This is a genomic window from Comamonas aquatica (genome assembly GCF_018064205.1).
GTDB classification, from domain to species: Bacteria; Pseudomonadota; Gammaproteobacteria; order Burkholderiales; family Burkholderiaceae_C; genus Comamonas; species Comamonas aquatica.
Genome location: NZ_CP072916.1, coordinates 3305092 through 3326291 on the forward strand (window position 1 = coordinate 3305092; position 21200 = coordinate 3326291).

Below are 21200 nucleotides of genomic sequence, written 5' to 3' on the forward strand. Positions count from 1 at the left end.
CCTTGCCATGCCAGCCATCTATTCCACCTCCGCTGCCGCGCCCGACTATGCCCTCGAAGAGTTGCGCAAAGAATCCACCATGGGCAGCGAAGGCACGACCGTGCAGCGCGACATCCGCCGCATCGACCTGTCGAACTTTGCCGCGCGCAAGGCCGAGATCACCGAGCAGCTGTGGAGCGCGGCCACCGAAATCGGCTTCTTCCAGATCGACCACCACGGCATCAGCAACGCCGAGATCGACGACGCCTTCGCCCTGTCCGAATCCTTCTTCGCCCTCCCCACGGCGACCAAGGCGCAGTGGCCGCTGTCGCGCAACGCCGGCTGGGAAAGCCTGTCGCAGATCCGCCCGTCCACCGGCACGGCCGACCAGAAGGAGTCCTACCAGATCACCCGCCCGCGCATGGCCGGGCTGTGGCCGTCGGAGCAGGAGCTGCCCGGCTTCCAGCAGGCCGCGCTGGCCTTCGAGGCCAAGTGCTGGCAGGTCGGCATGCAGGTGCTGTCCTGCTTTGCCGACAGGCTGGGCTTTGACAGCGATTTCTTCGCCCGGGCGCATGCGCCCGACAGCCCGCACTACCAGAGCACGCTGCGCATGCTGCACTACTTTGCCCAGGACGGCGCCCACACACCCGGCACCTGGCGCGCCGGCGCGCACACCGACTTCGACTGCCTGACCCTGCTGTTCCAGCGCCCCGGCCAGGGTGGCCTGCAGGTGCTGCCCGGCAAGGAGATGCAGGGCCGCGCCTGGACGCCGGTGGAGCCCGCGCAGGGTGTGATCACCTGCAACATCGGCGACATGCTGATGCGCTGGAGCGATGACCAGCTGCCCTCCAACTTCCACCGCGTGAAGCACCCCGCCGCGCACGAGTACCAGGGCGCACGCTACAGCCTGGCCTTCTTCTGCCAGGCGAATGAGGACGTGGTGATCCGCAGCCCCGGCGGCAAGTACCCGGACATCACCGCCGCCGAGTACCTGAAGCAGCGCATCAGCGCCAACTTCTCCAACAAGTACTGAGTGACTGAGCGCAGCCCCCGTGCCCGGGCACCCCACCCGGCCCGGGGTGCTCCGCCGCACAGGTCTGTCAAAAAGATAGCTGCCTGCGCAAGCAAAAAGCCACTTTCAGCACGCTATAGGGCTGAAAGTGGCTGGGGGCGCGCGCAGTGCGCTCTGCTCTTTACGACTGGGTGCGGCGGGCGCGCACGGCGGCGGCCAGTTGCTCCAGCACCGGCACGGTCTGCGCCATGCTGATGCAGGCGTCGGTCAGCGACACGCCATAGGCCAGCTCCTGGCCTTCGACGATGTCCTGGCGCCCTTCTTCCAGGTGGCTTTCGATCATCACGCCGGTGATGCGCGCGTCACCGCCCGCGATCTGCTGCGCCACATCGGCGGCCACGTCGATCTGGCGGCGGTGCTGCTTGCTGCTGTTGGCGTGCGACAGGTCCACCATCACCTGCGGGCGCAGGCCGGCCTTGACCAGCATCTCGCAGGCCGCCTGCACATCGGCGGCGCTGTAGTTGGGTTGCTTGCCGCCGCGCAGGATGACGTGGCAGTCCTGGTTGCCGCGGGTCTCGAAAATCGCGCTCTGGCCCATCTTGGTCATGCCCATGAAGGCGTGCGACGACTGCGCGGCCTGGATGGCGTCGCTGGCCACCTTGACGCCGCCGTCCGTGCCGTTCTTGAAGCCCACGGGGCAGGACAGGCCGCTGGCCAGCTGGCGGTGGCTCTGGCTCTCCGTGGTGCGGGCGCCGATGGCGCCCCAGCTGACCAGGTCGCTGATGAACTGCGGCGACAGCAGGTCCAGGAACTCGGTGCCGGCCGGCAAGCCCAGCTCCACCACCTCCAGCAGCAGCTTGCGCGCCAGCTCCAGCCCCTCGTTGATGGCAAAGCTGTCGTCGCGGTGCGGGTCGTTGATGTAGCCCTTCCAGCCCACGGTGGTGCGCGGCTTCTCGAAGTACACGCGCATGACGATCAGCAGGTCGTCCTGCAGCGCATCGGCCTGCTGCTTGAGCTGGCGCGCATAGGCCATGGCCTGTTCGTGGTCGTGGATGGAGCACGGCCCGACCACCACGATCAGGCGGTCGTCCTGCCCATGCAGCACGCGTGAGATGGCGCGGCGGCTGTGCTCCACCAGCGCCAGCGCCTGCTCCGTGGCGGGCAGCCACTCTTCCAGCAAGGCCGGCGTGAGCAGGGGCCGCACGGTCTTGATGCGGGTGTCGTCGATGCGGGTCTTGTCCACCGTGGACAAGGCGGCGGGTTTGGTGTGGGTGGGGGCGTTCATCCCGCTATTGTCGCGCCATGCGCGTGCCCCCGCGCATTCGCCCCGTTCCGTGCCGCCGCTGCGGCCCTGGTGGGCGGGGTGCAAACAGCGGCCCCCAGGGGCCGCCATCGCCAGACTCAGGCCTCGGCCAGCGCCGCTTCCAGCAGCACGAGGTTGCCCACGGTCGCCCCGTAGGTGGTGGCCACGCGCTTGCGCTGCTTGAGCACGGCCTTGTCCTTGCTGACCAGCAGGGCCTGGTGCTGGCTGGCCAGGTCCAGGAAATGCTGGTCGTCGGGGTCGGTGCAGGTGAAGCGGATCTTGGGCGCCTCGGCCACATAGGTCACCGCGGCGTCGAAAGCCGCCAGCACGCCCTCGGCGGTCTTGCCGTAGAAGGCCACGCGCGGCGCGATCTGGCTGTAGTGCAGCACGCGCTCCAGCTCGATGCGCTGGGCCTGGTCGGCAATCCAGCGCACGGCGCCCTGCGCCACCAGTTCGCGGATGGGCGGGATGTGCGGATCGTCAAAGATCAGCATGTCCAGCACCACATTCGTGTCCAGCACCAGCGGACGCGGCCAGGGGCCGGTGTAGCCGGCGTTGCAGGCCGGCCACTTCAGCACGATTTTCATGGCTTAGCCCTCGTCGGATGGGCGTTGTGCGCTCTCATCCTTGCGGGGCTTGACCGCGCCCTTGATCAGGTCGAAGCGGAACAGCCGGCATTCGATGGGGCCGTTCCACATCGGCGTGCGGCGCGTTTCCTTGAGGCGCATCTTGCCGGGCAGCTTCAGGTCGGGCGTCAGCAGCCAGGCCTGCCAGCCGCTGTAATGCTTCTTCCAGTGGGCGGCCAGCTGGTCGAAAAAGTCGACACCGTCTTCGGTCTGCGCGGTTTCGCGGCCGGCACGCTCGACCACGCCCATGCGCTCGGCCGCGTTGCGGCCGGCGCTGCCGGCGGCGGCAATGCGCTCGCCATAGGGCGGGTTCAGCAGCATCACACCGGGCTGCTCGCAGGGCGGCATGCGCTGCAGCGCATCGCCGCCGCGCAGCTGCACGGTCTGGCCGACGCCGGCACGCTCGGCGTTGCGCTGCGCAAAGTCGACCATGCGGTGCGACACGTCCGAGCCGTAGATGGGCACCGGGCTTTCGTCCAGGATCTGGGCCTCGGCCTCGTCCAGCATGGCTTCCCAGACATGCTTCTGGAAGGGCACCAGCTTCTCGAAGGCAAAGCGGCGCAGGATGCCGGCCGGGATCTTGCGCGCGATCTGCGCCGCCTCGATCACCACCGTGCCGCTGCCGCAGCAGGGGTCGTACAGCGGCTGCGGGTTGGGGCCGTGCGGGTTCCAGCCGGTGGCGGCGATCATCGCGGCGGCCAGGGTTTCCTTGAGCGGGGCATCGCCCTTGTCCTCGCGCCAGCCGCGCTTGAACAGCGCCTCGCCCGTGGTGTCGATGTACAGCGTGCAGCTGTCCGTGGTCAGGTGCATGTGCACGCGCACGTCGGGGTGGTGGGTCTCCACGCTGGGGCGCACGCCGTTGCGCTTGGCGCGGAAACGGTCGGCGATCGCGTCCTTGACGCGCAGCGCGGCGAAGTTCAGGCTGGTCAACGGGCTGTGCTGGGCCGTGACTTCGATCTTGAAGGTTTCCTTGGGCGAGAACCAGATCTCCCAGGCCACCTCGCTGGCGGCGCGGTACAGGTCGTTTTCGTTGCGGTATTCGGTGAACGACAGCTCCACCAGCACGCGCTGGGCCAGGCGGCTGTGGAGGTTCAGCAACAGGGCGTCGCGCCACATGGCGCGCACCAGCACACCGCCACGGCCAGTGAGCACATCCTCCGGGCCGACGCCAGTGATGGCGCGGACCTCATCGGCCAAAAAGCCCTCGACGCCGGCGGCGCAGGGCAGAAAAATTTGCAGGGCATTCATAAGTAGTGCTGCGGAGGATACGCGTTGCCGCCAGGAATTGCTTGACGCAATTTTTTACACCTGTAACTTTGCAGATCGCGCTTGATCCAGTTCAATTTCCGTCGAAATAGCAGCCAGAATCACTTTATTACATCTCCTTTCGGGAGTCCTCGATGTTCCAGAGTCTGCGCGCCCGCCTCATCGGCATTTGTGTTGCCATCACTGCGCTGTCCCTGTTGGCGCTGGCAGTGCCCACCTTCCTGCTGGTCCGCAGCAACACCCTGGAGAGCCTGGACCAGCGCATCCACCAGCTCACCCAGGTCTATGCCGGCGAGCTGACCGAATGGGTCAAGGAAAAGCAGCGCATCACCAGCTCCATCAAGGCCGCCGTGCCCCAGGCCGAGCCCGTGCCCGCGCTGCTGGCAGCCAAACAGGCCGGCGCCTTCGACGACACCTACTTTGTGTTTGCCGACAAGCGCCATGTCTTCAGCCACCCGATGCCCGAGAACTACGACGGCACGGCGCGCCCCTGGTACCAGCAGGCGGTGCGCGAAGGCAAGGCGGCGCTGACGCCGGCCTACGTTGACGCCAGCACCAGCAAGCTGACCATCAGCTTCGTGGAGCCCGTGGTGACCAACGGGCAGACCGTGGCCGTCGTCGGCTCGGACATGCACCTGGACACGGTCTCCCGCAAGGTGACCAGCATCCAGCCCACCCCCAAGAGCTTTGCCTTCCTGCTGGACGGCCAGGGCAACATCCTGGCGCATGCCCAGGCGGACCTGGTGCTCAAGCCCATGAGCGCCCTCGCGCCGGCGCTGACGCCGGCCCTGATCGAGCAGCTGACCAGCCAAGGCCAGAGCGCGAACGTCACCATCGGTGATGCCGAGCAGATGCTGTATGCCGTCAAGGTCGAGGGCACACCCTGGGTGCTGGCCATCGGTATCGACCGCGCCGAGGCCACCGCGCCGCTGCGCCACCTGCTGCAGGTGGCGGCGGCCATCACCGCGCTGTGCCTGGTGGCGGCCGTGGCCCTGGTGTCGGTGGCCGTCAGCCGCCAGCTGCGCCGTCTGGCCATGGTGCGCGATGCGCTGGAAGACATCGCCTCGGGCGAGGGGGATCTGACCGTGCGCCTGGACAACAGCGGCAAGGACGAGCTGGCACAGATCGCCACCGCCTTCAACCACTTCGTGAACAAGATCGCCGCCGTGCTGCTGCGCATCCGCACCGCCTCGGAATCGGTGCGCCTGGCCAGCCAGGAAATCGCCATGGGCAACCAGGACCTGTCCTCGCGCACCGAGCAGCAGGCCAGCTCGCTGGAGGAGACCGCCGCGGCGATGGAGCAGCTCACCGCCACGGTGCAGCAGAACGCCGAGAACGCCCGCCAGGCCAACCAGCTGGCCAGCAGCGCCTCCTCCGTCGCCTCGCACGGCGGCAGCGTGGTCGGCCAGGTGGTGCAGACCATGGGCGGGATCGACGCCGCGTCGCGCAAGATCGTCGACATCATCGGCGTGATCGACAGCATCGCCTTCCAGACCAACATCCTGGCGCTGAACGCCGCCGTGGAAGCCGCCCGCGCCGGCGAACAGGGCCGCGGCTTTGCCGTGGTGGCCGGCGAGGTGCGCACCCTGGCCCAGCGCAGCGCCGCCGCGGCCAAGGAGATCAAGCAGCTGATCGACGACTCGGTCAACCAGGTCAACACCGGCAGCCGCCTGGTGCAGGAGGCCGGCGCCACCATGCAGGAAGTGGTGGACAGCGTGCGCCGCGTCACCGCCATCGTGGCGGAGATCAGCCACGCCAGCCAGGAGCAGAGCAACGGCATCGGCGAGATCAACGGCGCCGTCAGCCAGATGGACCAGGGCACGCAGCAGAACGCCGCCCTGGTCGAACAGGCCACCGCCGCCGCGCAGTCGTTGCAGCAGCAGGCGCACCAGCTGGCCGAGGTGGTCGGCGGCTTCAAGCTGGACCACGCGCCCGCCACGCAGGCCCTGGCCCTGCGCTGACACACCGCCGGGCACGCGCAGCGCGGGCCCGCGGGGTTTTAAAAAGAGAGCTGCTCGCGCGCTTGCATAAAAGGGTTCAGATGGTTTTCCATCTGAACCCTTTGTGTATGGAGCGCCAGCAGCTCTCTTTTTGATGATTGGCCGCTGTGTCGGTGCTGTCCCACCGGCTGCCCCCACCGGACCGGAACGCGTCTACAGCGCCTTGCGCAGGTTGGCCGGGGCGATCTTCAAGGCCTCGCGGTACTTGGCCACGGTGCGGCGCGCGCACTCGATGCCCTGCTCCTTGAGCATGTCCGCGATCTGGCTGTCGGACAGCGGTTTCTTCGGGCTCTCGGCCGCGACGAACTGCTTGATCAGCGCGCGCACCGCCGTGCTGGAGGCGTTGCCCCCGGTCTCCGTGCCCAGGCCCGAGCCGAAGAAGAACTTCAGCTCGTAGGTGCCGTGCGGCGTGGCCATGTACTTGGCCGTGGTCACGCGGCTGATGGTCGATTCGTGCAGGCCCAGTTCGTCGGCAATGTCGCGCAGCACCAGCGGGCGCATGGCCAGCTCGCCGTGCACGAAAAAGTTCTTCTGCCGGTCGACGATGGCCTTGGACACGCGCAGGATGGTGTCGAAGCGCTGCTGCACGTTCTTGATGAACCAGCGCGCCTCCTGCAGCCGCTGCTGCAGGCCGGCGTGCCCGTCGCTGCCCTTGTGGCTGCGCAGGGCGTTGGCGTACACGTCGTGCACGCGCAGGCGCGGCATCACGTCCGGGTTCAGCTGCACGCTGAACTGCGCCAGGCCATCCCCCCCCTTGCGCGCTGTTTTCTTGACGATCACGTCGGGCACGATGATGTGGCGCTCGACATCGGTGAAGCGCCGCCCCGGCTTGGGCTCCAGCCGAGCGATGACGCCCAGCGCGGCGCGCACCTTGGCCTCGGGCAGGCCGCAGGCCTGCATCAGCTTGCGCACATCGCGCCGCGCCAGCATTTCCAGCGGCTGGGCGCAGACCTGCAGCGCCACCCCCAGCATCTCGTCCTGCGGATCCTCGCGGTGCAGGTGCAGCAGCTGCAGGCGCAGGCATTCGGCCAGGTCGCGGGCGCCCACGCCCACGGGCTCCAGCGACTGCAGCAGGCGCAGGGCCACGGTGAAGCGGTGCACCAGCTCGTCCAGCTGCTCCAGATCGTCGGTGCCGGCCAGGCCCTCAGCCAACGCCTGCAGCGGGTCCTCGAGGTAGCCATCGTCGTTGAGGTTTTCGATCAGGAAACGCAGCGCATAGCGGTCGATCTCGGACAGGCGCAGCGACAGCGCCTGCTGGTGCAGGAAATCGGTCAGCGACTCGTGCGCGCCCGCCAGGTCCAGGGCCGTGGGGGCATCCTCGTCGTCATTGCGGTTGCCGCGCGCCGGGGCGTCGCCGCCCCATTCGCTGTCGTCGTGCGCGATGTCGACGCTGCCGTCGCCCTCCCAGTCGCTGGGCACGTCGCTGTCGGGCGCCGCGGATTCCTGGTCTTTTTGGCCTTCAGCGCTTGCGGCACCTGCGCTGTCTGCTATGGAATATGGTGTTTCGTCGACCGAGCCGCCCTCGTGCTGGGCGGGCTCGTCCGCGGCCTGCAGGCCGAACTCCTCGCGCGGGGCGTCGTCCGAGGCCAGCTCCAGAAACGGGTTGTCGTCGAGCATTTGCTCGACTTCCTGGGACAACTCCAGGGTGGATAGCTGCAACAGCCGGATGGATTGCTGCAACTGCGGCGTGAGCGCCAGATGCTGTGAGACCCGCAGTGACAAACCTGGCTTCAACGCTGTACCCCCTCGAACTTTCTTGTGATTGCCGACGCTGCCGGGCCAGACTACATGCGGAAGTGCTCGCCCAGGTAGACCCGGCGCACATCCGGGTTCTCGACGATCTCCTCGGGTGTGCCCTGGGCGAGTACTGTGCCATCGCTGATGATGAAGGCGTGGTCACAGATACCCAGTGTTTCGCGCACGTTGTGATCGGTAATCAGCACACCGATGCCGCGTTCCTTGAGGAAGCCGATGATGCGCTGGATCTCGATCACGGCGATCGGATCGATGCCGGCGAAGGGCTCGTCCAGCAGGATGAAGCGCGGGTTGGAGGCCAGGGCGCGCGCGATCTCCACGCGGCGGCGCTCGCCGCCGGACAGCGCCAGCGACGGCGACTTGCGCAGGTGCTCGACGCGCAGCTCCTGCAGCAGGCTGGTCAGTTGCTGCTCGATGGCAGCGGCACTCAGGGGCTGGCCGGCCGCATCCGTCTGCAGCTCCAGCACGGCGCGCACGTTGTCCTCGACATTCAGCTTGCGAAAGATCGAGGCTTCCTGCGGCAGGTAGGACAGCCCCAGGCGCGAGCGCTGGTGGATGGGCATGTTGCCCACGGACTGGCCGTCGATCAGGATGTCGCCGCCATCGCAGCGCACCAGACCCACGATCATGTAGAACGAGGTGGTCTTGCCCGCGCCGTTGGGGCCGAGCAGGCCCACCACCTCGCCCTTTTGCACCGTCATGGACACGTCCTTGACCACCTTGCGGCTGCCATAGGTCTTGGCCAGGTGGCGCGCCTCCAGCTTGCTGGTGGCACGCGTGTCACGAGAATCTTCTGCCATCACTGTCCTTGGGAGTTCAGACCACCCGACGGCTGCAAGGGCTGGGCCGGTGCCGGCGCGGGGCTGCTGCCCGGCGTGGACTTGGGCGCCAGGATGGCGCGCACGCGGCCGCCCGAGCCTGCGGGTGCCGACGAAGGCAGGTTGCTGCGCTTTTCGCCGTCGACCGTGAACACATCGGTCAGGTTGTTGTAGGTAATGACGCTGCCCATGATGTCGTCGCTGAGCTTGCCGCCGGTGTAGCGGCGCAACTGGCCGCGGCGGATCAGCTTCACATCGTCGGTGCGGCCGTTGTACTCAATGACCTCGGCCTCGCCCTCGACAAACTCTTCGGGGGCGCCGGGCGCCGTGTCGCGTTTCTGGCGGAAGAAAGCGCGCTTGCCGGCTTCGGCCTTGACCATGCCGTGCTGGTAGCCTTCGCCGTCCTGGCGCACGTCCAGCTGCGCGCCGCGCAGCACGATGGAGCCTTTGGTCATCACCACATTGCCGGTGAACACGCTGGTCTGCTTGAGCTCGTCGTGGCGCAAGGCATCGGCTTCGATGTTCATGGGCTTGTCGCGGTCGGCACGCTCGGCATGCGCCACGCCAGAAGCCCCCGCAAGGGCAGTCAACAACAGGCAGGTGAGGAGTTTGGGTGTCATGGGCAGGGCACGTTTCTTGCTGGACATTGTAGTCATCCTGCCTCCCAAGCCCACAAAAAAGCCCGCGCAAGGCGGGCTCGGGGATGGGGGCCGCAGGGCCGGATCAGGCCTTACGGCTTTGCTCCACCAGGTATTCGACCACACGCAGCACATTCGGCATGCTGCCGGCACGGGGGCCGTCGGTGTAGTAGCGGCCGGCCACGCCCATGGAGGGCACGCCTTCCACGTCATACGCCTGCTGCACCTGAGTGGCCTTGCGCACCTGGCTGGCGACGTTGAAGGAGTTGTAGATCTCCTTGAACTTGTTCACGTCCACGCCCTGCTTGGCGACCCAGTTGAAGATGTCCTCGTCCTTGGCCAGCTTGTTGCGCTCCACATGGATGGCGTGGAACACCTTGACGTGCATGGCGTCGAAGTTGTCCATGGCCTGCAGCGCGAAATACAGCTTTTGCTGGGGCACGAAGCTGGCGTTGAAGGCCACGGGCACGCGGCGCACGGACACGTTGGCCGGGGCCTTCTGCTTCCACGCTGCAAAGGTGGGCTCGAACGCGTTGCAGTGGGGGCAGCTGTACCAGAAGAACTCCACCACCTCGATCTGGCCAGCGGCCGCTTCCGTGGGGGCGGGGGTCGACAGGCGCAGGTATTCCTTGCCTTCCTTGGGGGCGGCAGCCTGTGCCCAAGCCGTGTTGGCACCGAAGGCCATGGAGGTCGCAGCGGTGGCTGCGGCCAAAGAGAACTGGCGGCGTTGCATCAAAAGGACTCCTTCTTGAGATATGGGCATTGAGAGGGGGAAAGCCTCAGAAAGTTCACTGCTGCACGCGCACCAGGGCGGCGTCCACGCCCGCACCGTCCAGCTTCTGCTTCAGTTGCTCGGCATCGCCGCGCTTGTCGAAGGGGCCCACGCGCACGCGGAACACGGGACGGCCGTTCTGCTCGCGCTCGCTGATGCGGGCCTCCCAGCCCAGCATGGCCAGCTTGGCGCGCTGGGCGTCGGCATCGGCCTGGGTGCGGAAAGCCCCCGCCTGCACGAAATAGCTGAACCCGTCGGAGCCGCCCGCACCGGGGGCCCCGGCCTTGGCGGCCGCAGCCGCCTTGGCATCGGCTGCCTTGACCTGGGCCTTGGCCAGATCCCCCAGCGGGTCCGCGGCGACCGCGGGCAGCTGGGTGGCCGGGCTGGCCGCCGCCGGCGTGGCCGTGGCGGTCGCTGGGGCAGCCGGGGCCTCAGGAGTGGCCGCCGGCGCCGGACGGGCCTGGGTGCTGCCATACAGCGGCGAGTTGGGGTCCCAGTTGCGGTTGCGTTCGCTCTCGGCCGCCGGGGTGTTGCGCGACTCGCCCTTGGTCAGGAAGGGCACGGGCACCTTGGTGACATACACCGCCACCCCCAGCGCAACCCCCAGACCCACGATCAAACCCAGGATGAAGCCGAGGATCGTGCCCCCGCGCTGCTGCTTGTCCATAAAACCGCCTGTCACTTTCTGTTGCGTCACTTACATGCGCTCGGGAGCATCCACCCCCAGCACCGCCAGACCATTGTGCAGCACCTGGGCCGTGGCGGCGACCAGGGCCAGACGCGCCAGCTTCACGGCCTCGTCGTCCACCAAGATACGCTCGGCGTCGTAGTAGCTGTGGTAGGCGGAAGCCAGGTCACGCAGGTAGAAAGTGACGTCATGCGGGGCATTGCCCGCGGCCGCGGCGCTCAGCATCTCGGGGTACTTGGCCAGCAGCAGCATCAGCGCCTGGGCCTGCGGGCCTTGCAGCGCGGACAGGTCCACGCTCTGCAGCGCCGCCACGCCGGCACCGCCGGCCTCTTGCCAGGCACGCAGCACCGACTGGATGCGGGCGTGCGCGTACTGCACGTAGTACACGGGGTTGTCGTTGTTCTGCGCCACGGCCAGGTCCACGTCGAAGGTGTACTCGGTGTCGGGCTTGCGGCTCAGCAGGAAGAAGCGCACGGCGTCCTTGCTGGTCCACTCGATCAGGTCGCGCAGGGTCACGTAGGAGCCGGCACGCTTGCTGATCTTGACCTCATCGCCGTTGCGCACCACGCGCACCATGGTGTGTAGCACGTAGTCGGGGTAGCCCTGGGGGATGCCCACATTGGCGGCCTGCAGCCCGGCGCGCACGCGGGCGATGGTGCCGTGGTGGTCCGTGCCCTGGATGTTGACGACCTTGCCGTAGCCGCGCTGGAACTTCTGGATGTGGTAGGCCACATCGGGCAGGAAGTAGGTGTAGGTGCCATCGGACTTGCGCATCACGCGGTCCTTGTCGTCCCCAAATTCGGTGGACTTGAGCCACAGCGCACCGTCTTGCTCATAGGTGTAGCCGCTGGCGATCAGACGCTCCACCGTGGCCGCCACATGGCCGTTCTGGTAGAGGCTGGATTCCAGGTAGTACTCGTCGAACTTCAGGTTGAAAGCCAGCAGGTCCTTGTCCTGTTCGTTGCGCAGGTAGGCCACGGCGAAGTTGCGGATGTTCTCGTAATCCTCGACATCGCCATTGGCGGTGAACTCGCGGTCATCGGCCTTGACGGTTTCCTTGGCCAGGAAGGCCTGGGCAATGTCGGCGATGTAGTCGCCGTTGTAGAAATTCTTGGCCAGCGGGTTCTCGCTGTCCGTGGGCCAGCAGTCGTCGCCGGGCTTGAAGCCCTTGGCACGCAACTGCGTGGACTTGGTCAGGGTGTCGATCTGCACGCCCGCGTCGTTGTAATAGAACTCGCGGTGCACCTTCCAGCCCTGGGTGGCGTAGAGGTTGCTGATGGCGTCGCCGATGGCCGCCTGGCGGCCATGGCCCACGTGCAGCGGGCCGGTGGGGTTGGCGGAGACGAACTCGACCAACACCTGCTCGCCCCGCGCCGGCTGGTAGCCGAACTGGGCGCCCTGCGCCAGCACTTCGCGCACGATCTGCTGCTTGGCGGCGGGCTTGAGGCGGATGTTCAGAAAGCCGGGGCCGGCGATCTCGATCGCATCCACCCACTGCTGGAACGCGGGCGTGGCTTCCAGCGCGGCCTTGAGCTGCTCGCCCAAAGCGCGCGGGTTGGCCTTCAGGGGCTTGGCCAGCTGCATGGCCGCCGTGCAGGCGAAGTCGCCATGGGCTGCCACCTTGGGGTTTTCAAATGCGGCGCGGGCGCCGGCGCCGGGCGAGAGTGTTTCGAGCTCGGCAGCCAGGGCCGCGAGCAAATCCTGTTTGACGGAAAGCATCGGCGGATTTTACGTGCCCGGGCGCCGCTATGCCCGCAGCCAGGATTCCCGCGCCCTGCCGCCGGCTACATGCCCCGGGCCCAGTACGCGGCCACGACGGCGATCACCGGGATGATGTGGGCCTGCACCATGATCCAGGCGCGGACCTTGCGCACCGCCTCTTCGCCGGGCAGCGCACCATCCGTATTCAGGGCCTTGAGCCAGCGGCGGATGGCCAGGGTCGGGCGCAGCGACATCAGCGCCGCCACGAAGAACAGCAGCATCTTCAGGTGGAACAGCGGCTGCGACACGTACCAGGTCAGGCCCTTGACGCCCCACACCAGGCGGGCGATCCCGGTCAGCAGCAGCACCAGGGCCGTGATGCCGTAAATCATGTCCAGCCGCGCCAGACGCCGCACCACGGCAGCGTTCATCCACTCGCTGCGGCACAGCGCTGCCTCGCTCGACAAGAAGACCACCAGGGTCAGGATGGCCAGCAGGTGCAGGCTGGCTAACAAGGCTTCCAAGGTCATTGCGTTCCTCCTTTGCTCCAAAATTCCGGGCGCTCATAGTGCGCCTTGAGGTAGTCCATCCACAGCCGCAGGCGCAAGGTCATGTGCTTGCGCTGCGGAAAGACCAGGTAAATCCCATTCGGCGGCGCGGCAAAGTCGGCCAGCACCTCCACCAGCCGGCCGGCGGCGATTTCCGCCTCGACCTCCCAGGTGCTGCGCCAGGCAATGCCCCAGCCGCCCAGGCACCAGTCGTGCAGTACCTGCCCGTCGGAGCAGTCCAGCGGACCGCCGGGCTTGATGTGCACGCTCTCGCGCCCGCCGTCCCGGGGCACGCTGAAGGCCCAGCCGCGGGTCTGCGAGGCATCGCTGGACAGCGTCAGGCAGCGGTGCTGCGCCAGCTCGCCCGGGTGCCGGGGCGTGCCATAGGCCGCCAGGTAGGCCGGCGTGGCCACGCACAGGCGCCGGTTGTCGGCCATGCGCACGCTGATCAGCGACGAATCCGGCAGGTCGCCCACGCGCACCGCACAGTCATAGCCCTCGCCCGCCAGGTCGACCACGCGGTCGCTGAGGTTCAGCGAGATGGTCACCTCGGGGTGCAGGTCGTGGAACAGCGGCACCAGCGGCGCCACATGGCGGCGGCCAAAGCCGGCCGGCGCGGTGATGCGCAGGTGCCCGGTGGCCTTGATGCCGCCGGCCGAGACGCTGGCCTCGGCGTTGGCCACATCGGACAGCAGGCGCTGGCAGTCCTCCAGGAACGCGCTGCCCTCGTGCGTGAGGGTGATGCGCCGCGTGGTGCGCACCATGAGCTTGACGCCCAGGTGCTCCTCCAGCGCGTCCAGCCGGCGCCCCATGATGGCCGGGGCCACGCCCTCGGCCTTGGCGGCGGCCGTCAGGCTGCCCTTGGTGGCGACGGAGACAAAGGACTCGAAAGCTTTGAGTTTGTCCATGGCGAGACGGATCAGGTGCCCAATAGGCCTGCAGCGCTGATGCAGCAAGCGCTGAAAGCTATGTTTTCTTTGATTATCGACGCTGCATGCACGCTGGGGAGTGTTGCCCACTTTTGCGTAAAAGTCATCAGTTTTGAGATTTTTCAGCAATTTATTGCTGCATACATTTGGAATACAGTGGGATGCAACGCTGGCCCGTCCCGGCGACACCGGTTTTCCGACTTCCCACGATCCAAGGAGCCTTCCCATGACCGCTCGCACCCAGGTCCACGGCCTGCAAGTTGCCCACGAACTGCACACTTTCATCAATGAACAGGTGCTGCCCGGCACCGGCGTCGATGCCGCCGTGTTCTGGCAGGGCTTTGACGCCCTGGTGGCCGACCTGGCCCCCAAGAACGCCGCCCTGCTGGCCGAACGCGACCGCCTGCAGACCGAGCTGGACACCTGGCACCAGGCCCACCCCGGCCCCATCGCCGACATGGCCGCCTACCAGCAGTTCCTGACGCAGATCGGCTACCTGGTCGAACCGCCCAAGGACGCCAAGGCCACCACCGAGAACGTGGACGCCGAGCTGGCCCAGATCGCCGGCCCGCAGCTGGTGGTGCCCATCCTGAACGCGCGCTACGCGCTGAACGCGGCCAACGCCCGCTGGGGCAGCCTGTATGACGCGCTGTACGGCACGGACGCCATCCCCGAAGACGGCGGCGCCGACAAGGGCAAGGGCTACAACCCCGTGCGCGGTGCCAAGGTCATCGCCTTCGCCCGCAACTTCCTGGACCAGGCTGCGCCGCTGGCCACGGGCTCGCACCAGGATTCCGCCGGCTACCGCGTGGAAGGCGGCCAGCTGGTCGTGACTTTGAAGAACGGCAACACCACCGGCCTGAAGGACGCCGCCAAGTTCGTCGGCTACCAGGGCGACGCGGCGGCCCCCACCTCGGTACTGCTGAAGAACCACGGCCTGCACATCGACATCCTCATCAACAAGTCCACCCCCATCGGCAGCACCGATGCCGCCGGCGTGGCCGATGTGGTGGTGGAAGCCGCCCTCTCCACCATCCTGGACCTGGAAGACTCCGTGGCCGCCGTGGATGCCGAAGACAAGGTGCTGGGCTACAGCAACTGGCTGGGCATCCTGAAGGGCACGCTGACCGAATCCTTCGACAAGGGCGGCAAGACCGTCACCCGGGGCCTGAACGGCGACCGCGTCTACACCGGTGCCAACGGCCAGCCCGTGGTGCTGCACGGCCGCTCGCTGATGTTCGTGCGCAACGTCGGCCACCTGATGACCAACCCCGCCATCCTGTGGGGTGCGCAGGCCAAGGAAATCCCCGAAGGCATCCTGGACGCCGTGGTCACCACCGCCATCGCCATCCATGACCTGCAGGGCCATGGCGCCAACGGCATCCGCAACAGCCGCACCGGCAGCGTCTACATCGTCAAGCCCAAGATGCACGGCCCTGCCGAAGTCGCTTTTGCCAACGAGCTGTTCGGCCGTGTCGAGCAACTGCTGGGCCTGCCCGCCAACACCGTGAAGCTGGGCATCATGGACGAGGAGCGCCGCACCTCGGTGAACCTGAAGGCATCCATCGCCGCGGCCCCCGCCCGCGTCGCCTTCATCAACACCGGTTTCCTGGACCGCACCGGCGACGAAATGCACACCGCCATGCGCGCCGGCCCCATGGTGCGCAAGGGCGACATGAAGACCAGTGCCTGGCTGCAGGCCTATGAGCGCAACAACGTGCTGGTCGGCCTGACCATGGGCCTGCGCGGCCGCGCCCAGATCGGCAAGGGCATGTGGGCCATGCCCGACCTGATGAAGGCCATGCTGGAGCAGAAGATCGGCCACCCCAAGTCGGGCGCCAACACCGCCTGGGTGCCCTCGCCCACCGGTGCCACGCTGCACGCCCTGCACTACCACCAGATCAATGTGGCCGATGTGCAAAAGGAGCTGGAAAAGACCAGCGCCGACACCGAGCGCGCCAACATCCTGGCCGATCTGCTGCAAATCCCCGTGGCCAAGGCCCCCAAGTGGACCGACGCCGAGAAGCAGCAGGAGCTGGACAACAACGTGCAGGGCATCCTGGGCTATGTGGTGCGCTGGGTGGACGCCGGCGTGGGCTGCTCCAAGGTGCCTGACATCCACAACGTGGGCCTGATGGAAGACCGCGCCACGCTGCGCATCTCCAGCCAGCACATCGCCAACTGGCTGCTGCACGGCGTGGTGACGGAGCAGCAGGTGCGCGACACCTTCGCCCGCATGGCCCAGGTGGTGGACAACCAGAACGCCGGCGACGCCAGTTACAAGAGCCTGGTCGCCAACCCACAGGGGGCGGCCTTCCAGGCGGCACTGGACCTGGTGTTCAAGGGCGTGCAACAGCCGTCCGGCTACACCGAGCCCCTGCTGCACGCCTGGCGCCTGAAGGTCAAGGCCGGCGCCCGCTGAAGCCACGGGGCCCCAGGCCCCGACAGGCACGACCAAGCGCCCTGCGGGGCGCTTTTTTGCATGGCGTCGCCAGCTCTGCAGATATTGCTACAGGATGTAAGGTTGTCATTGGCGCGTAGACGGAGTGGGCGGTGATTGCTTGGACAATCGCCGCCAATCAGGGTTTTTACTTACTCCATCTCCATGCCACTTCAACACATCTCCATCGGCAAGCGCCTGGGCCTGGCCTTTGCCGTGCTGACGCTGTTCATCGCCACCATGCTGGCGGTGGGCATCTGGCGCCTGCAGGCCGTGGCCCAGTCCACGGCCGACATGATGGCGCGCCCGCTGTCCAAGGAGCGCGTCATCTCCGACTGGTACCGCACCGTCTACAGCAACGTGAGCCGCCACGCCCTGGTCGCCCGCAGCAGCGACGCCGATCTGGCGCGCCAGTTTGTGGCCGACAACGTCGAGGCCTCCAAGGCCTCGTCGCGCCAGCAGGCGGAGCTGCAAAAGTTGATCAGCACGCCCGAAGAACAGGCGCTGTTCGACCAGGTCAGCGTGCTGCGCACCCGCTTCGTACAGGCCCGCGACACCATCTACCAGGCCAAGGCCGAAGGCCGGGCCGACGAGGCCGAGCGCCTGCTGCGCAGCGACTTCCAGCCGGCGGCCGACGCCTACCTGCAGACCCTGCAAGCCCTGCTGGACCACCAGCGCCAGCGCATCAGCGACGCCGCCGCCGGCGTGCAGGCCGAGTTTGAACGCGGCCGTATGCAGCTGGCCGGCCTGGGGGGCCTGGCCGTGCTGATCGCCGTGGCCCTGGCCGTGACCATCACGCGCAGCATCACCACCCCGCTGGCGCGCGCCGTGCACGCCGTGGAAACCGTGGCCGCCGGCGACCTGACGCACCGCGTGCGCAGCGATGCCCGGGACGAAACCGGCCAGTTGCTGCGCGCCCTGGACGGCATGGGCGACCAGCTGCGCGACGTGGTCGGCCAGGTGCGCCAGGGTGCGGACGGCGTGGCCTCGGCCTCCAGCCAGATCGCCAGCGGCAACCTGGACCTGTCCAGCCGCACGGAAGAGCAGGCCAGCGCCCTGCAGCAGACCGCCGCTTCGATGGAGCAAATGACCTCCACCGTGCGCCAGAACGCCGACAACGCCCGCACCGCCAACCAGCTCGCGGTCTCGGCCTCGGAGCTGGCCAGCCGCGGCGGCCAGGTGGTTGACCAGGTGGTGGGCACCATGGGCGACATCCATGAGGCCTCGCGCAAGATCGTGGACATCATCGGCGTCATTGACGCGATTGCCTTCCAGACCAACATCCTGGCGCTGAACGCCGCCGTGGAAGCCGCGCGTGCTGGCGAGCAGGGCCGCGGCTTCGCCGTGGTGGCCAGCGAGGTGCGCACCCTGGCGCAGCGCAGTGCCGATGCGGCCAAGCAGATCAAGGACCTGATCACCGCCAGCGTGGAGCGTGTCGACGCCGGCCACACCCTGGTCGAGGAAGCGGGCGTGGTAATGCGCGACGTGGTGGCCGGTGTGCGCCGAGTGACCGACATCGTCGGCGAGATCAGCGCGGCCAGCCAGGAGCAGACCCAGGGCCTGGAACAGGTGCAGCACGCCATCACGCAGATGGATACCGTGACCCAGCAGAACGCCGCCCTGGTCGAGGAAGCCGCCGCCGCCACGCGCGCGCTGGAGGCCCAGTCCGTGCAACTGGTCCAGGCCATGGTGCACTTCCAGGTCGGCCAGGAACGCGCCATCACCGCCGCCCCGGCGCTGCTGACCCGGGCATGACCCGCAGTCCCGGCCCTGATCGGGATCCGGGCGACGCACCGGCGTCTGACATGGCGCAAGACAAGGCACCTGCGGGTGCCTTTTTGGTGGGCGCTGGCCCCTTCTGTCAGCCAGCCACAAGCATCGCGCGGTCCGATATGGAGACAATCCACTTTTCTCTTGATTGCACTGCACCATGCGCTCTTTCCGACTGATCCCCCTGGCCGCCGTCGTGGCCGTTCCCCTCTGGCTGACCGGCTGCGCGACGGAAACGTCCCAGGCCCTGAACGCCACCCAGACCCAGAGCGCCAGCCGCAGCTACCACGGGCCGCGCAGCCCGATCGCCGTGGGCAAGTTCGACAACCGCTCCAGCTACCTGCGCGGTGCGTTCTCGGATGGCGTCGACCGTCTGGGCAGCCAGGCCAAGACCATCCTGATGTCCCACCTGCAGCAGACCAACCGCTTCAACGTGCTGGACCGTGACAACATGGCCGAAATCAAACAGGAAGCGGCCATCCAGGGCACCACGCAGCAGCTCAAGGGCGCGGACTACGTGGTGACCGGCGACATCTCCGAGTTCGGCCGCAAGGAAGTCGGCGACAAGCAGCTGTTCGGCGTGCTGGGCCGCGGCAAGACGCAAACCGCCTATGCCAAGGTCACGCTGAACGTGGTCAACATCCGCACCTCGGAAGTGGTGCGCTCGGTGCAGGGCGTGGGCGAGTACCAGCTGTCCAACCGCGAGATCATCGGCTTCGGCGGCACCGCCAGCTACGACTCCACCCTCAACGGCAAGGTGCTGGACCTGGCCATCCGCGAGGCCGTGGACCGCCTGGGCGAAGCCGTCGATGCCGGCGCCCTGCCTGCCCTGGCCGCGACCGCACGTTGAAAGGCCGCACCATGCACCTCCACACCGCCATTCGCGCGGGCGCCAGCCTGGCGCTGGCCACCCTGCTGGTGGGCTGCGCCGCGCCCAAGTCCCTGTACAGCTGGAACGGCTACCAGCACCAGGTCTACCAGTACCTCAAGAGCGACGGCCCGGCCGCCGAAGAGCAGATCCTGGCACTGGAAAAAGGCGTGCAGGTCAGCGCCAGCCAGGGCGCGCAGTTGCCGCCCGGTTACCAGGCCCACCTGGGCCTGCTGTACCTGAACACCGGCCGCACCAACCAGGCGCTGGCCGCCTGGGAGCAGGAGAAGAAGCAGTTCCCCGAATCGGCCCCGTACATCGACTACCTGGTCGGCAACCTGAAGAAGAACGGCATCTGACATGCGCATTCCCCTGATCCCCCGCATCCTGAAGTGGTCGACCCTGCTGGCCACCTGCGCCTGGCTGGCGGGCTGCGCCACGGCCCCCGGCAAGGACTACAGCGCCTACCGCGCGGCCAAGCCGGCCTCCATCCTGGTGCTGCCGCCCATCAATGACGCACCCGAAGTGCAGGCCAGTGCCAGCGTGCTGTCCCAGGCGACCCTGCCCCTGGCCGAGGCGGGCTACTACGTCCTGCCCGTGACCCTGGTGAGCGAAACCTTCCGCCAGAACGGCCTGGAAATCGCCGGCGACATCCACGAGGTGGCCCCCGCCAAGCTCCAGGAGATCTTTGGCGCCGACGCCGCGCTGTACCTGCGCGTCACCCGCTATGGCACCACCTACCAGGTGATCCAGAGCGCCACCGTGGTCAGCGTCGAAGCGCGCCTGGTGGACCTGCGCACCGGCACCCAGCTCTGGGATGGCCGCGCCTCGGCCTCCAACCAGGAAGGCGGCAACAACTCGGGCGGTGGCCTGGTCGGCATGCTGGTGACGGCCCTGGTCCACCAGATCGTCAACTCGGCCACCGATGCTGCCCACCCCATGGCCGGCGTGGCGACCAACCGCCTGCTGGCAGCCGGCACGCCCAACGGCTTGCTGTACGGACCGCGCTCGCCGCTGTACGGCAAGAACTGACGCGCCCCCTGGCCCGCCGGCCCGGCGTGGCTGGTGGGCCGGCGCCTGCACGCTCCCACATCCAGAGCATGCAGCGCGCTTGGAGCATGGGCCAAAGGCGGTTTTGACTTAATTGTTCGCAACCCCGGCGGCACGGCCGCTCAGGCGGTCACGCACGCCGGCCGCATGTCCTGCATCAGCCGGTACAAGGCCTGGGCCGCCACGGACAGGCTGCGCCCCCGCCGGCGCACCAGGTAGATCTGGCGCTCCATCGCCGGCAGCTGCAAGGCCCGGGTGCACAGGCCGGGCTTGTCGAAATGGAACAGCGACAGCGCCGGCACCACGCTGATGCCCAACCCCGCCTGCACCAGCCCCATCACCGTGGCCAGTTGCTCCACCTCGACCAGGGTGCGCAGGGTCTGGGGAAACAGCGCCACATCCAGGTACTGGCGCACGCTGCTGTGCCGGGCCAGGTGCACAAACGGCCAGGGCTGCAGATCCGGCACGCCGATCTCGGCCTGCTGCGCCAGCGGGTGGTCATCGCGGCACACCAGGTGGAAGCCGTCACGACAAAACGGCTCCGCCTGCAGCTCGGGCGTGTCGGCGCGGATCGCCGCCAGGGCAAAGTCCGCCTCCCCCTGGGCCACGGCGGTGATGCAGGGCTCGGACAGCACGTCCTGCACCGCCACCTCCACCCCGGGATGGCGCGCCAGAAACTGCGCCAGCACGCCGGGCAGCCAGCCCGCCGCCAACGAGGGCAGCAGGGCCACGGCCACATGCCCGCGTGCCAGCTGGGCGGTGTCGCGCATGGCCTTGGCGCAGTCCTCCAGTTCCTCGGCAATCCGCTGGGCCGACAGCCAGAAGCGCTCGCCCTCCTGCGTCAGCAGCACGTGGCGCGTGCTGCGGTCGAACAGCTTCAGGCCCACGTGGTCCTCCAGCGCCTTGATCAGCGCGCTGAACGCCGGCTGTGACAGGTGGCAGCGCGCTGCCGCACGGGTGAAGTTCCTCACCTCGGCAAGGGCCAGGAAGGCCTGGATGTCGCGGGCCGAAATATTCATCTGACTTCCAAATCAATT

Annotated in this window: 19 protein-coding genes; 7 read left to right on the forward strand and 12 right to left on the reverse strand. The window is 67.6% G+C overall.

Annotated features, from left to right (window positions below):
- The first annotated feature begins 7 nt into the window (after positions 1 to 7).
- A complete protein-coding gene (locus KAQ61_RS15600) occupies positions 8 to 1012 on the forward strand; it encodes an isopenicillin N synthase family dioxygenase (RefSeq protein WP_210929759.1) in 1005 nt (334 codons plus the stop codon).
- Positions 1013 to 1172: 160 nt separating this feature from the next.
- On the opposite strand, the gene KAQ61_RS15605 is transcribed toward KAQ61_RS15600, so the two are convergent.
- The 3 genes from KAQ61_RS15605 to KAQ61_RS15615 form a co-directional block, all read right to left on the reverse strand.
- On the reverse strand, positions 1173 to 2276 hold the full coding sequence (locus tag KAQ61_RS15605; RefSeq protein ID WP_045265909.1) for a 3-deoxy-7-phosphoheptulonate synthase: 1104 nt from the start codon (positions 2274 to 2276) through the stop codon (positions 1173 to 1175).
- Between the two features lie 116 nt (positions 2277 to 2392).
- Complete coding sequence (locus tag KAQ61_RS15610) at positions 2393 to 2881, reverse strand: putative toxin-antitoxin system toxin component, PIN family (protein ID WP_210929760.1); 489 nt, start codon at positions 2879 to 2881, stop codon at positions 2393 to 2395.
- 3 nt (positions 2882 to 2884) lie between these two features.
- Positions 2885 to 4168: a THUMP domain-containing class I SAM-dependent RNA methyltransferase gene (locus KAQ61_RS15615; RefSeq protein WP_043383713.1), complete on the reverse strand. Its 1284-nt coding sequence runs from the start codon at positions 4166 to 4168 to the stop codon at positions 2885 to 2887.
- A 152-nt stretch (positions 4169 to 4320) separates the two neighbouring features.
- On the opposite strand from KAQ61_RS15615, the gene KAQ61_RS15620 reads away from it, so the two are divergent.
- Positions 4321 to 6147, forward strand: a complete 1827-nt coding sequence (locus KAQ61_RS15620; protein WP_210929761.1) for a methyl-accepting chemotaxis protein — start codon at positions 4321 to 4323, stop codon at positions 6145 to 6147.
- A gap of 192 nt (positions 6148 to 6339) precedes the next feature.
- Here the strand turns inward: KAQ61_RS15620 and KAQ61_RS15625 are convergent, their stop codons facing one another.
- The 8 genes from KAQ61_RS15625 to KAQ61_RS15660 all read right to left on the reverse strand — a co-directional run bounded on the left by KAQ61_RS15625 (position 6340) and on the right by KAQ61_RS15660 (position 14014).
- Positions 6340 to 7920, reverse strand: coding sequence for an RNA polymerase factor sigma-54 (locus KAQ61_RS15625; protein ID WP_210929762.1), 1581 nt, complete (start codon positions 7918 to 7920; stop codon positions 6340 to 6342).
- A gap of 50 nt (positions 7921 to 7970) precedes the next feature.
- Positions 7971 to 8741, reverse strand: coding sequence for an LPS export ABC transporter ATP-binding protein (gene lptB, locus KAQ61_RS15630; protein ID WP_045265905.1), 771 nt, complete (start codon positions 8739 to 8741; stop codon positions 7971 to 7973).
- Positions 8741 to 9379 (reverse strand): lipopolysaccharide transport periplasmic protein LptA, encoded by a 639-nt coding sequence (gene lptA, locus KAQ61_RS15635; protein ID WP_210929763.1) that lies wholly within the window; start codon positions 9377 to 9379, stop codon positions 8741 to 8743. Before lptA ends, lptB begins: the two co-directional genes overlap by 1 nt.
- A 103-nt stretch (positions 9380 to 9482) precedes the next feature.
- Entirely contained in the window at positions 9483 to 10130 is a 648-nt protein-coding gene (locus KAQ61_RS15640; protein ID WP_042417634.1) for a thiol:disulfide interchange protein DsbA/DsbL, read from the reverse strand.
- A gap of 55 nt (positions 10131 to 10185) precedes the next feature.
- On the reverse strand, positions 10186 to 10836 hold the full coding sequence (locus tag KAQ61_RS15645) for an SPOR domain-containing protein (protein ID WP_210929764.1): 651 nt from the start codon (positions 10834 to 10836) through the stop codon (positions 10186 to 10188).
- Between the two features lie 30 nt (positions 10837 to 10866).
- Positions 10867 to 12576, reverse strand: a complete 1710-nt coding sequence (argS, locus tag KAQ61_RS15650; RefSeq protein ID WP_210929765.1) for an arginine--tRNA ligase — start codon at positions 12574 to 12576, stop codon at positions 10867 to 10869.
- 65 nt (positions 12577 to 12641) lie between these two features.
- The gene (locus KAQ61_RS15655) at positions 12642 to 13088 is read right to left on the reverse strand and encodes a DUF2214 family protein (RefSeq protein ID WP_210929766.1); all 447 of its coding nucleotides are present in this window, start codon (positions 13086 to 13088) and stop codon (positions 12642 to 12644) included.
- Positions 13085 to 14014 (reverse strand): LysR family transcriptional regulator, encoded by a 930-nt coding sequence (locus tag KAQ61_RS15660; protein ID WP_042417623.1) that lies wholly within the window; start codon positions 14012 to 14014, stop codon positions 13085 to 13087. The genes KAQ61_RS15655 and KAQ61_RS15660 overlap by 4 nt, the downstream gene beginning before the upstream one ends.
- Positions 14015 to 14261: 247 nt before the next feature.
- On the opposite strand from KAQ61_RS15660, the gene KAQ61_RS15665 reads away from it, so the two are divergent.
- The 5 genes from KAQ61_RS15665 (at position 14262) to KAQ61_RS15685 (ending at position 20145) form a co-directional block, all read left to right on the forward strand.
- A complete protein-coding gene (locus tag KAQ61_RS15665; protein WP_210929767.1) occupies positions 14262 to 16457 on the forward strand; it encodes a malate synthase G in 2196 nt (731 codons plus the stop codon).
- A gap of 183 nt (positions 16458 to 16640) precedes the next feature.
- The gene (locus KAQ61_RS15670) at positions 16641 to 18230 is read left to right on the forward strand and encodes a methyl-accepting chemotaxis protein (RefSeq protein WP_210929768.1); all 1590 of its coding nucleotides are present in this window, start codon (positions 16641 to 16643) and stop codon (positions 18228 to 18230) included.
- Between the two features lie 175 nt (positions 18231 to 18405).
- The gene (locus KAQ61_RS15675) at positions 18406 to 19095 is read left to right on the forward strand and encodes a CsgG/HfaB family protein (protein ID WP_042417618.1); all 690 of its coding nucleotides are present in this window, start codon (positions 18406 to 18408) and stop codon (positions 19093 to 19095) included.
- Between the two features lie 11 nt (positions 19096 to 19106).
- Positions 19107 to 19472: a DUF4810 domain-containing protein gene (locus KAQ61_RS15680; protein WP_043383924.1), complete on the forward strand. Its 366-nt coding sequence runs from the start codon at positions 19107 to 19109 to the stop codon at positions 19470 to 19472.
- Position 19473: 1 nt separating this feature from the next.
- Positions 19474 to 20145 (forward strand): DUF799 domain-containing protein, encoded by a 672-nt coding sequence (locus KAQ61_RS15685; protein WP_043383688.1) that lies wholly within the window; start codon positions 19474 to 19476, stop codon positions 20143 to 20145.
- 140 nt (positions 20146 to 20285) lie between these two features.
- Here the strand turns inward: KAQ61_RS15685 and KAQ61_RS15690 are convergent, their stop codons facing one another.
- Positions 20286 to 21182 (reverse strand): LysR family transcriptional regulator, encoded by an 897-nt coding sequence (locus KAQ61_RS15690; protein ID WP_043383687.1) that lies wholly within the window; start codon positions 21180 to 21182, stop codon positions 20286 to 20288.
- Positions 21183 to 21200: the final 18 nt, after the last annotated feature.

What these genes read in the sequence shown, in the direction of transcription:
- KAQ61_RS15600 (WP_210929759.1), top strand. Translation starts at nt 8, where the DNA reads ATGCCAGCCATCTATTCCACCTCCGCTGCCGCGCCCGACTATGCCCTC.
- KAQ61_RS15615 (WP_043383713.1), bottom strand. Translation starts at nt 4,168, where the DNA reads ATGAATGCCCTGCAAATTTTTCTGCCCTGCGCCGCCGGCGTCGAGGGC.
- KAQ61_RS15680 (WP_043383924.1), top strand. Translation starts at nt 19,107, where the DNA reads ATGCACCTCCACACCGCCATTCGCGCGGGCGCCAGCCTGGCGCTGGCC.
- argS (WP_210929765.1), bottom strand. Translation starts at nt 12,576, where the DNA reads ATGCTTTCCGTCAAACAGGATTTGCTCGCGGCCCTGGCTGCCGAGCTC.
- KAQ61_RS15605 (WP_045265909.1), bottom strand. Translation starts at nt 2,276, where the DNA reads ATGAACGCCCCCACCCACACCAAACCCGCCGCCTTGTCCACGGTGGAC.
- KAQ61_RS15675 (WP_042417618.1), top strand. Translation starts at nt 18,406, where the DNA reads ATGCGCTCTTTCCGACTGATCCCCCTGGCCGCCGTCGTGGCCGTTCCC.
- KAQ61_RS15690 (WP_043383687.1), bottom strand. Translation starts at nt 21,182, where the DNA reads ATGAATATTTCGGCCCGCGACATCCAGGCCTTCCTGGCCCTTGCCGAG.
- KAQ61_RS15610 (WP_210929760.1), bottom strand. Translation starts at nt 2,881, where the DNA reads ATGAAAATCGTGCTGAAGTGGCCGGCCTGCAACGCCGGCTACACCGGC.
- KAQ61_RS15620 (WP_210929761.1), top strand. Translation starts at nt 4,321, where the DNA reads ATGTTCCAGAGTCTGCGCGCCCGCCTCATCGGCATTTGTGTTGCCATC.
- lptA (WP_210929763.1), bottom strand. Translation starts at nt 9,379, where the DNA reads ATGACACCCAAACTCCTCACCTGCCTGTTGTTGACTGCCCTTGCGGGG.
- KAQ61_RS15640 (WP_042417634.1), bottom strand. Translation starts at nt 10,130, where the DNA reads ATGCAACGCCGCCAGTTCTCTTTGGCCGCAGCCACCGCTGCGACCTCC.
- KAQ61_RS15660 (WP_042417623.1), bottom strand. Translation starts at nt 14,014, where the DNA reads ATGGACAAACTCAAAGCTTTCGAGTCCTTTGTCTCCGTCGCCACCAAG.
- KAQ61_RS15665 (WP_210929767.1), top strand. Translation starts at nt 14,262, where the DNA reads ATGACCGCTCGCACCCAGGTCCACGGCCTGCAAGTTGCCCACGAACTG.
- KAQ61_RS15685 (WP_043383688.1), top strand. Translation starts at nt 19,474, where the DNA reads ATGCGCATTCCCCTGATCCCCCGCATCCTGAAGTGGTCGACCCTGCTG.
- KAQ61_RS15645 (WP_210929764.1), bottom strand. Translation starts at nt 10,836, where the DNA reads ATGGACAAGCAGCAGCGCGGGGGCACGATCCTCGGCTTCATCCTGGGT.
- lptB (WP_045265905.1), bottom strand. Translation starts at nt 8,741, where the DNA reads ATGGCAGAAGATTCTCGTGACACGCGTGCCACCAGCAAGCTGGAGGCG.
- KAQ61_RS15670 (WP_210929768.1), top strand. Translation starts at nt 16,641, where the DNA reads ATGCCACTTCAACACATCTCCATCGGCAAGCGCCTGGGCCTGGCCTTT.
- KAQ61_RS15655 (WP_210929766.1), bottom strand. Translation starts at nt 13,088, where the DNA reads ATGACCTTGGAAGCCTTGTTAGCCAGCCTGCACCTGCTGGCCATCCTG.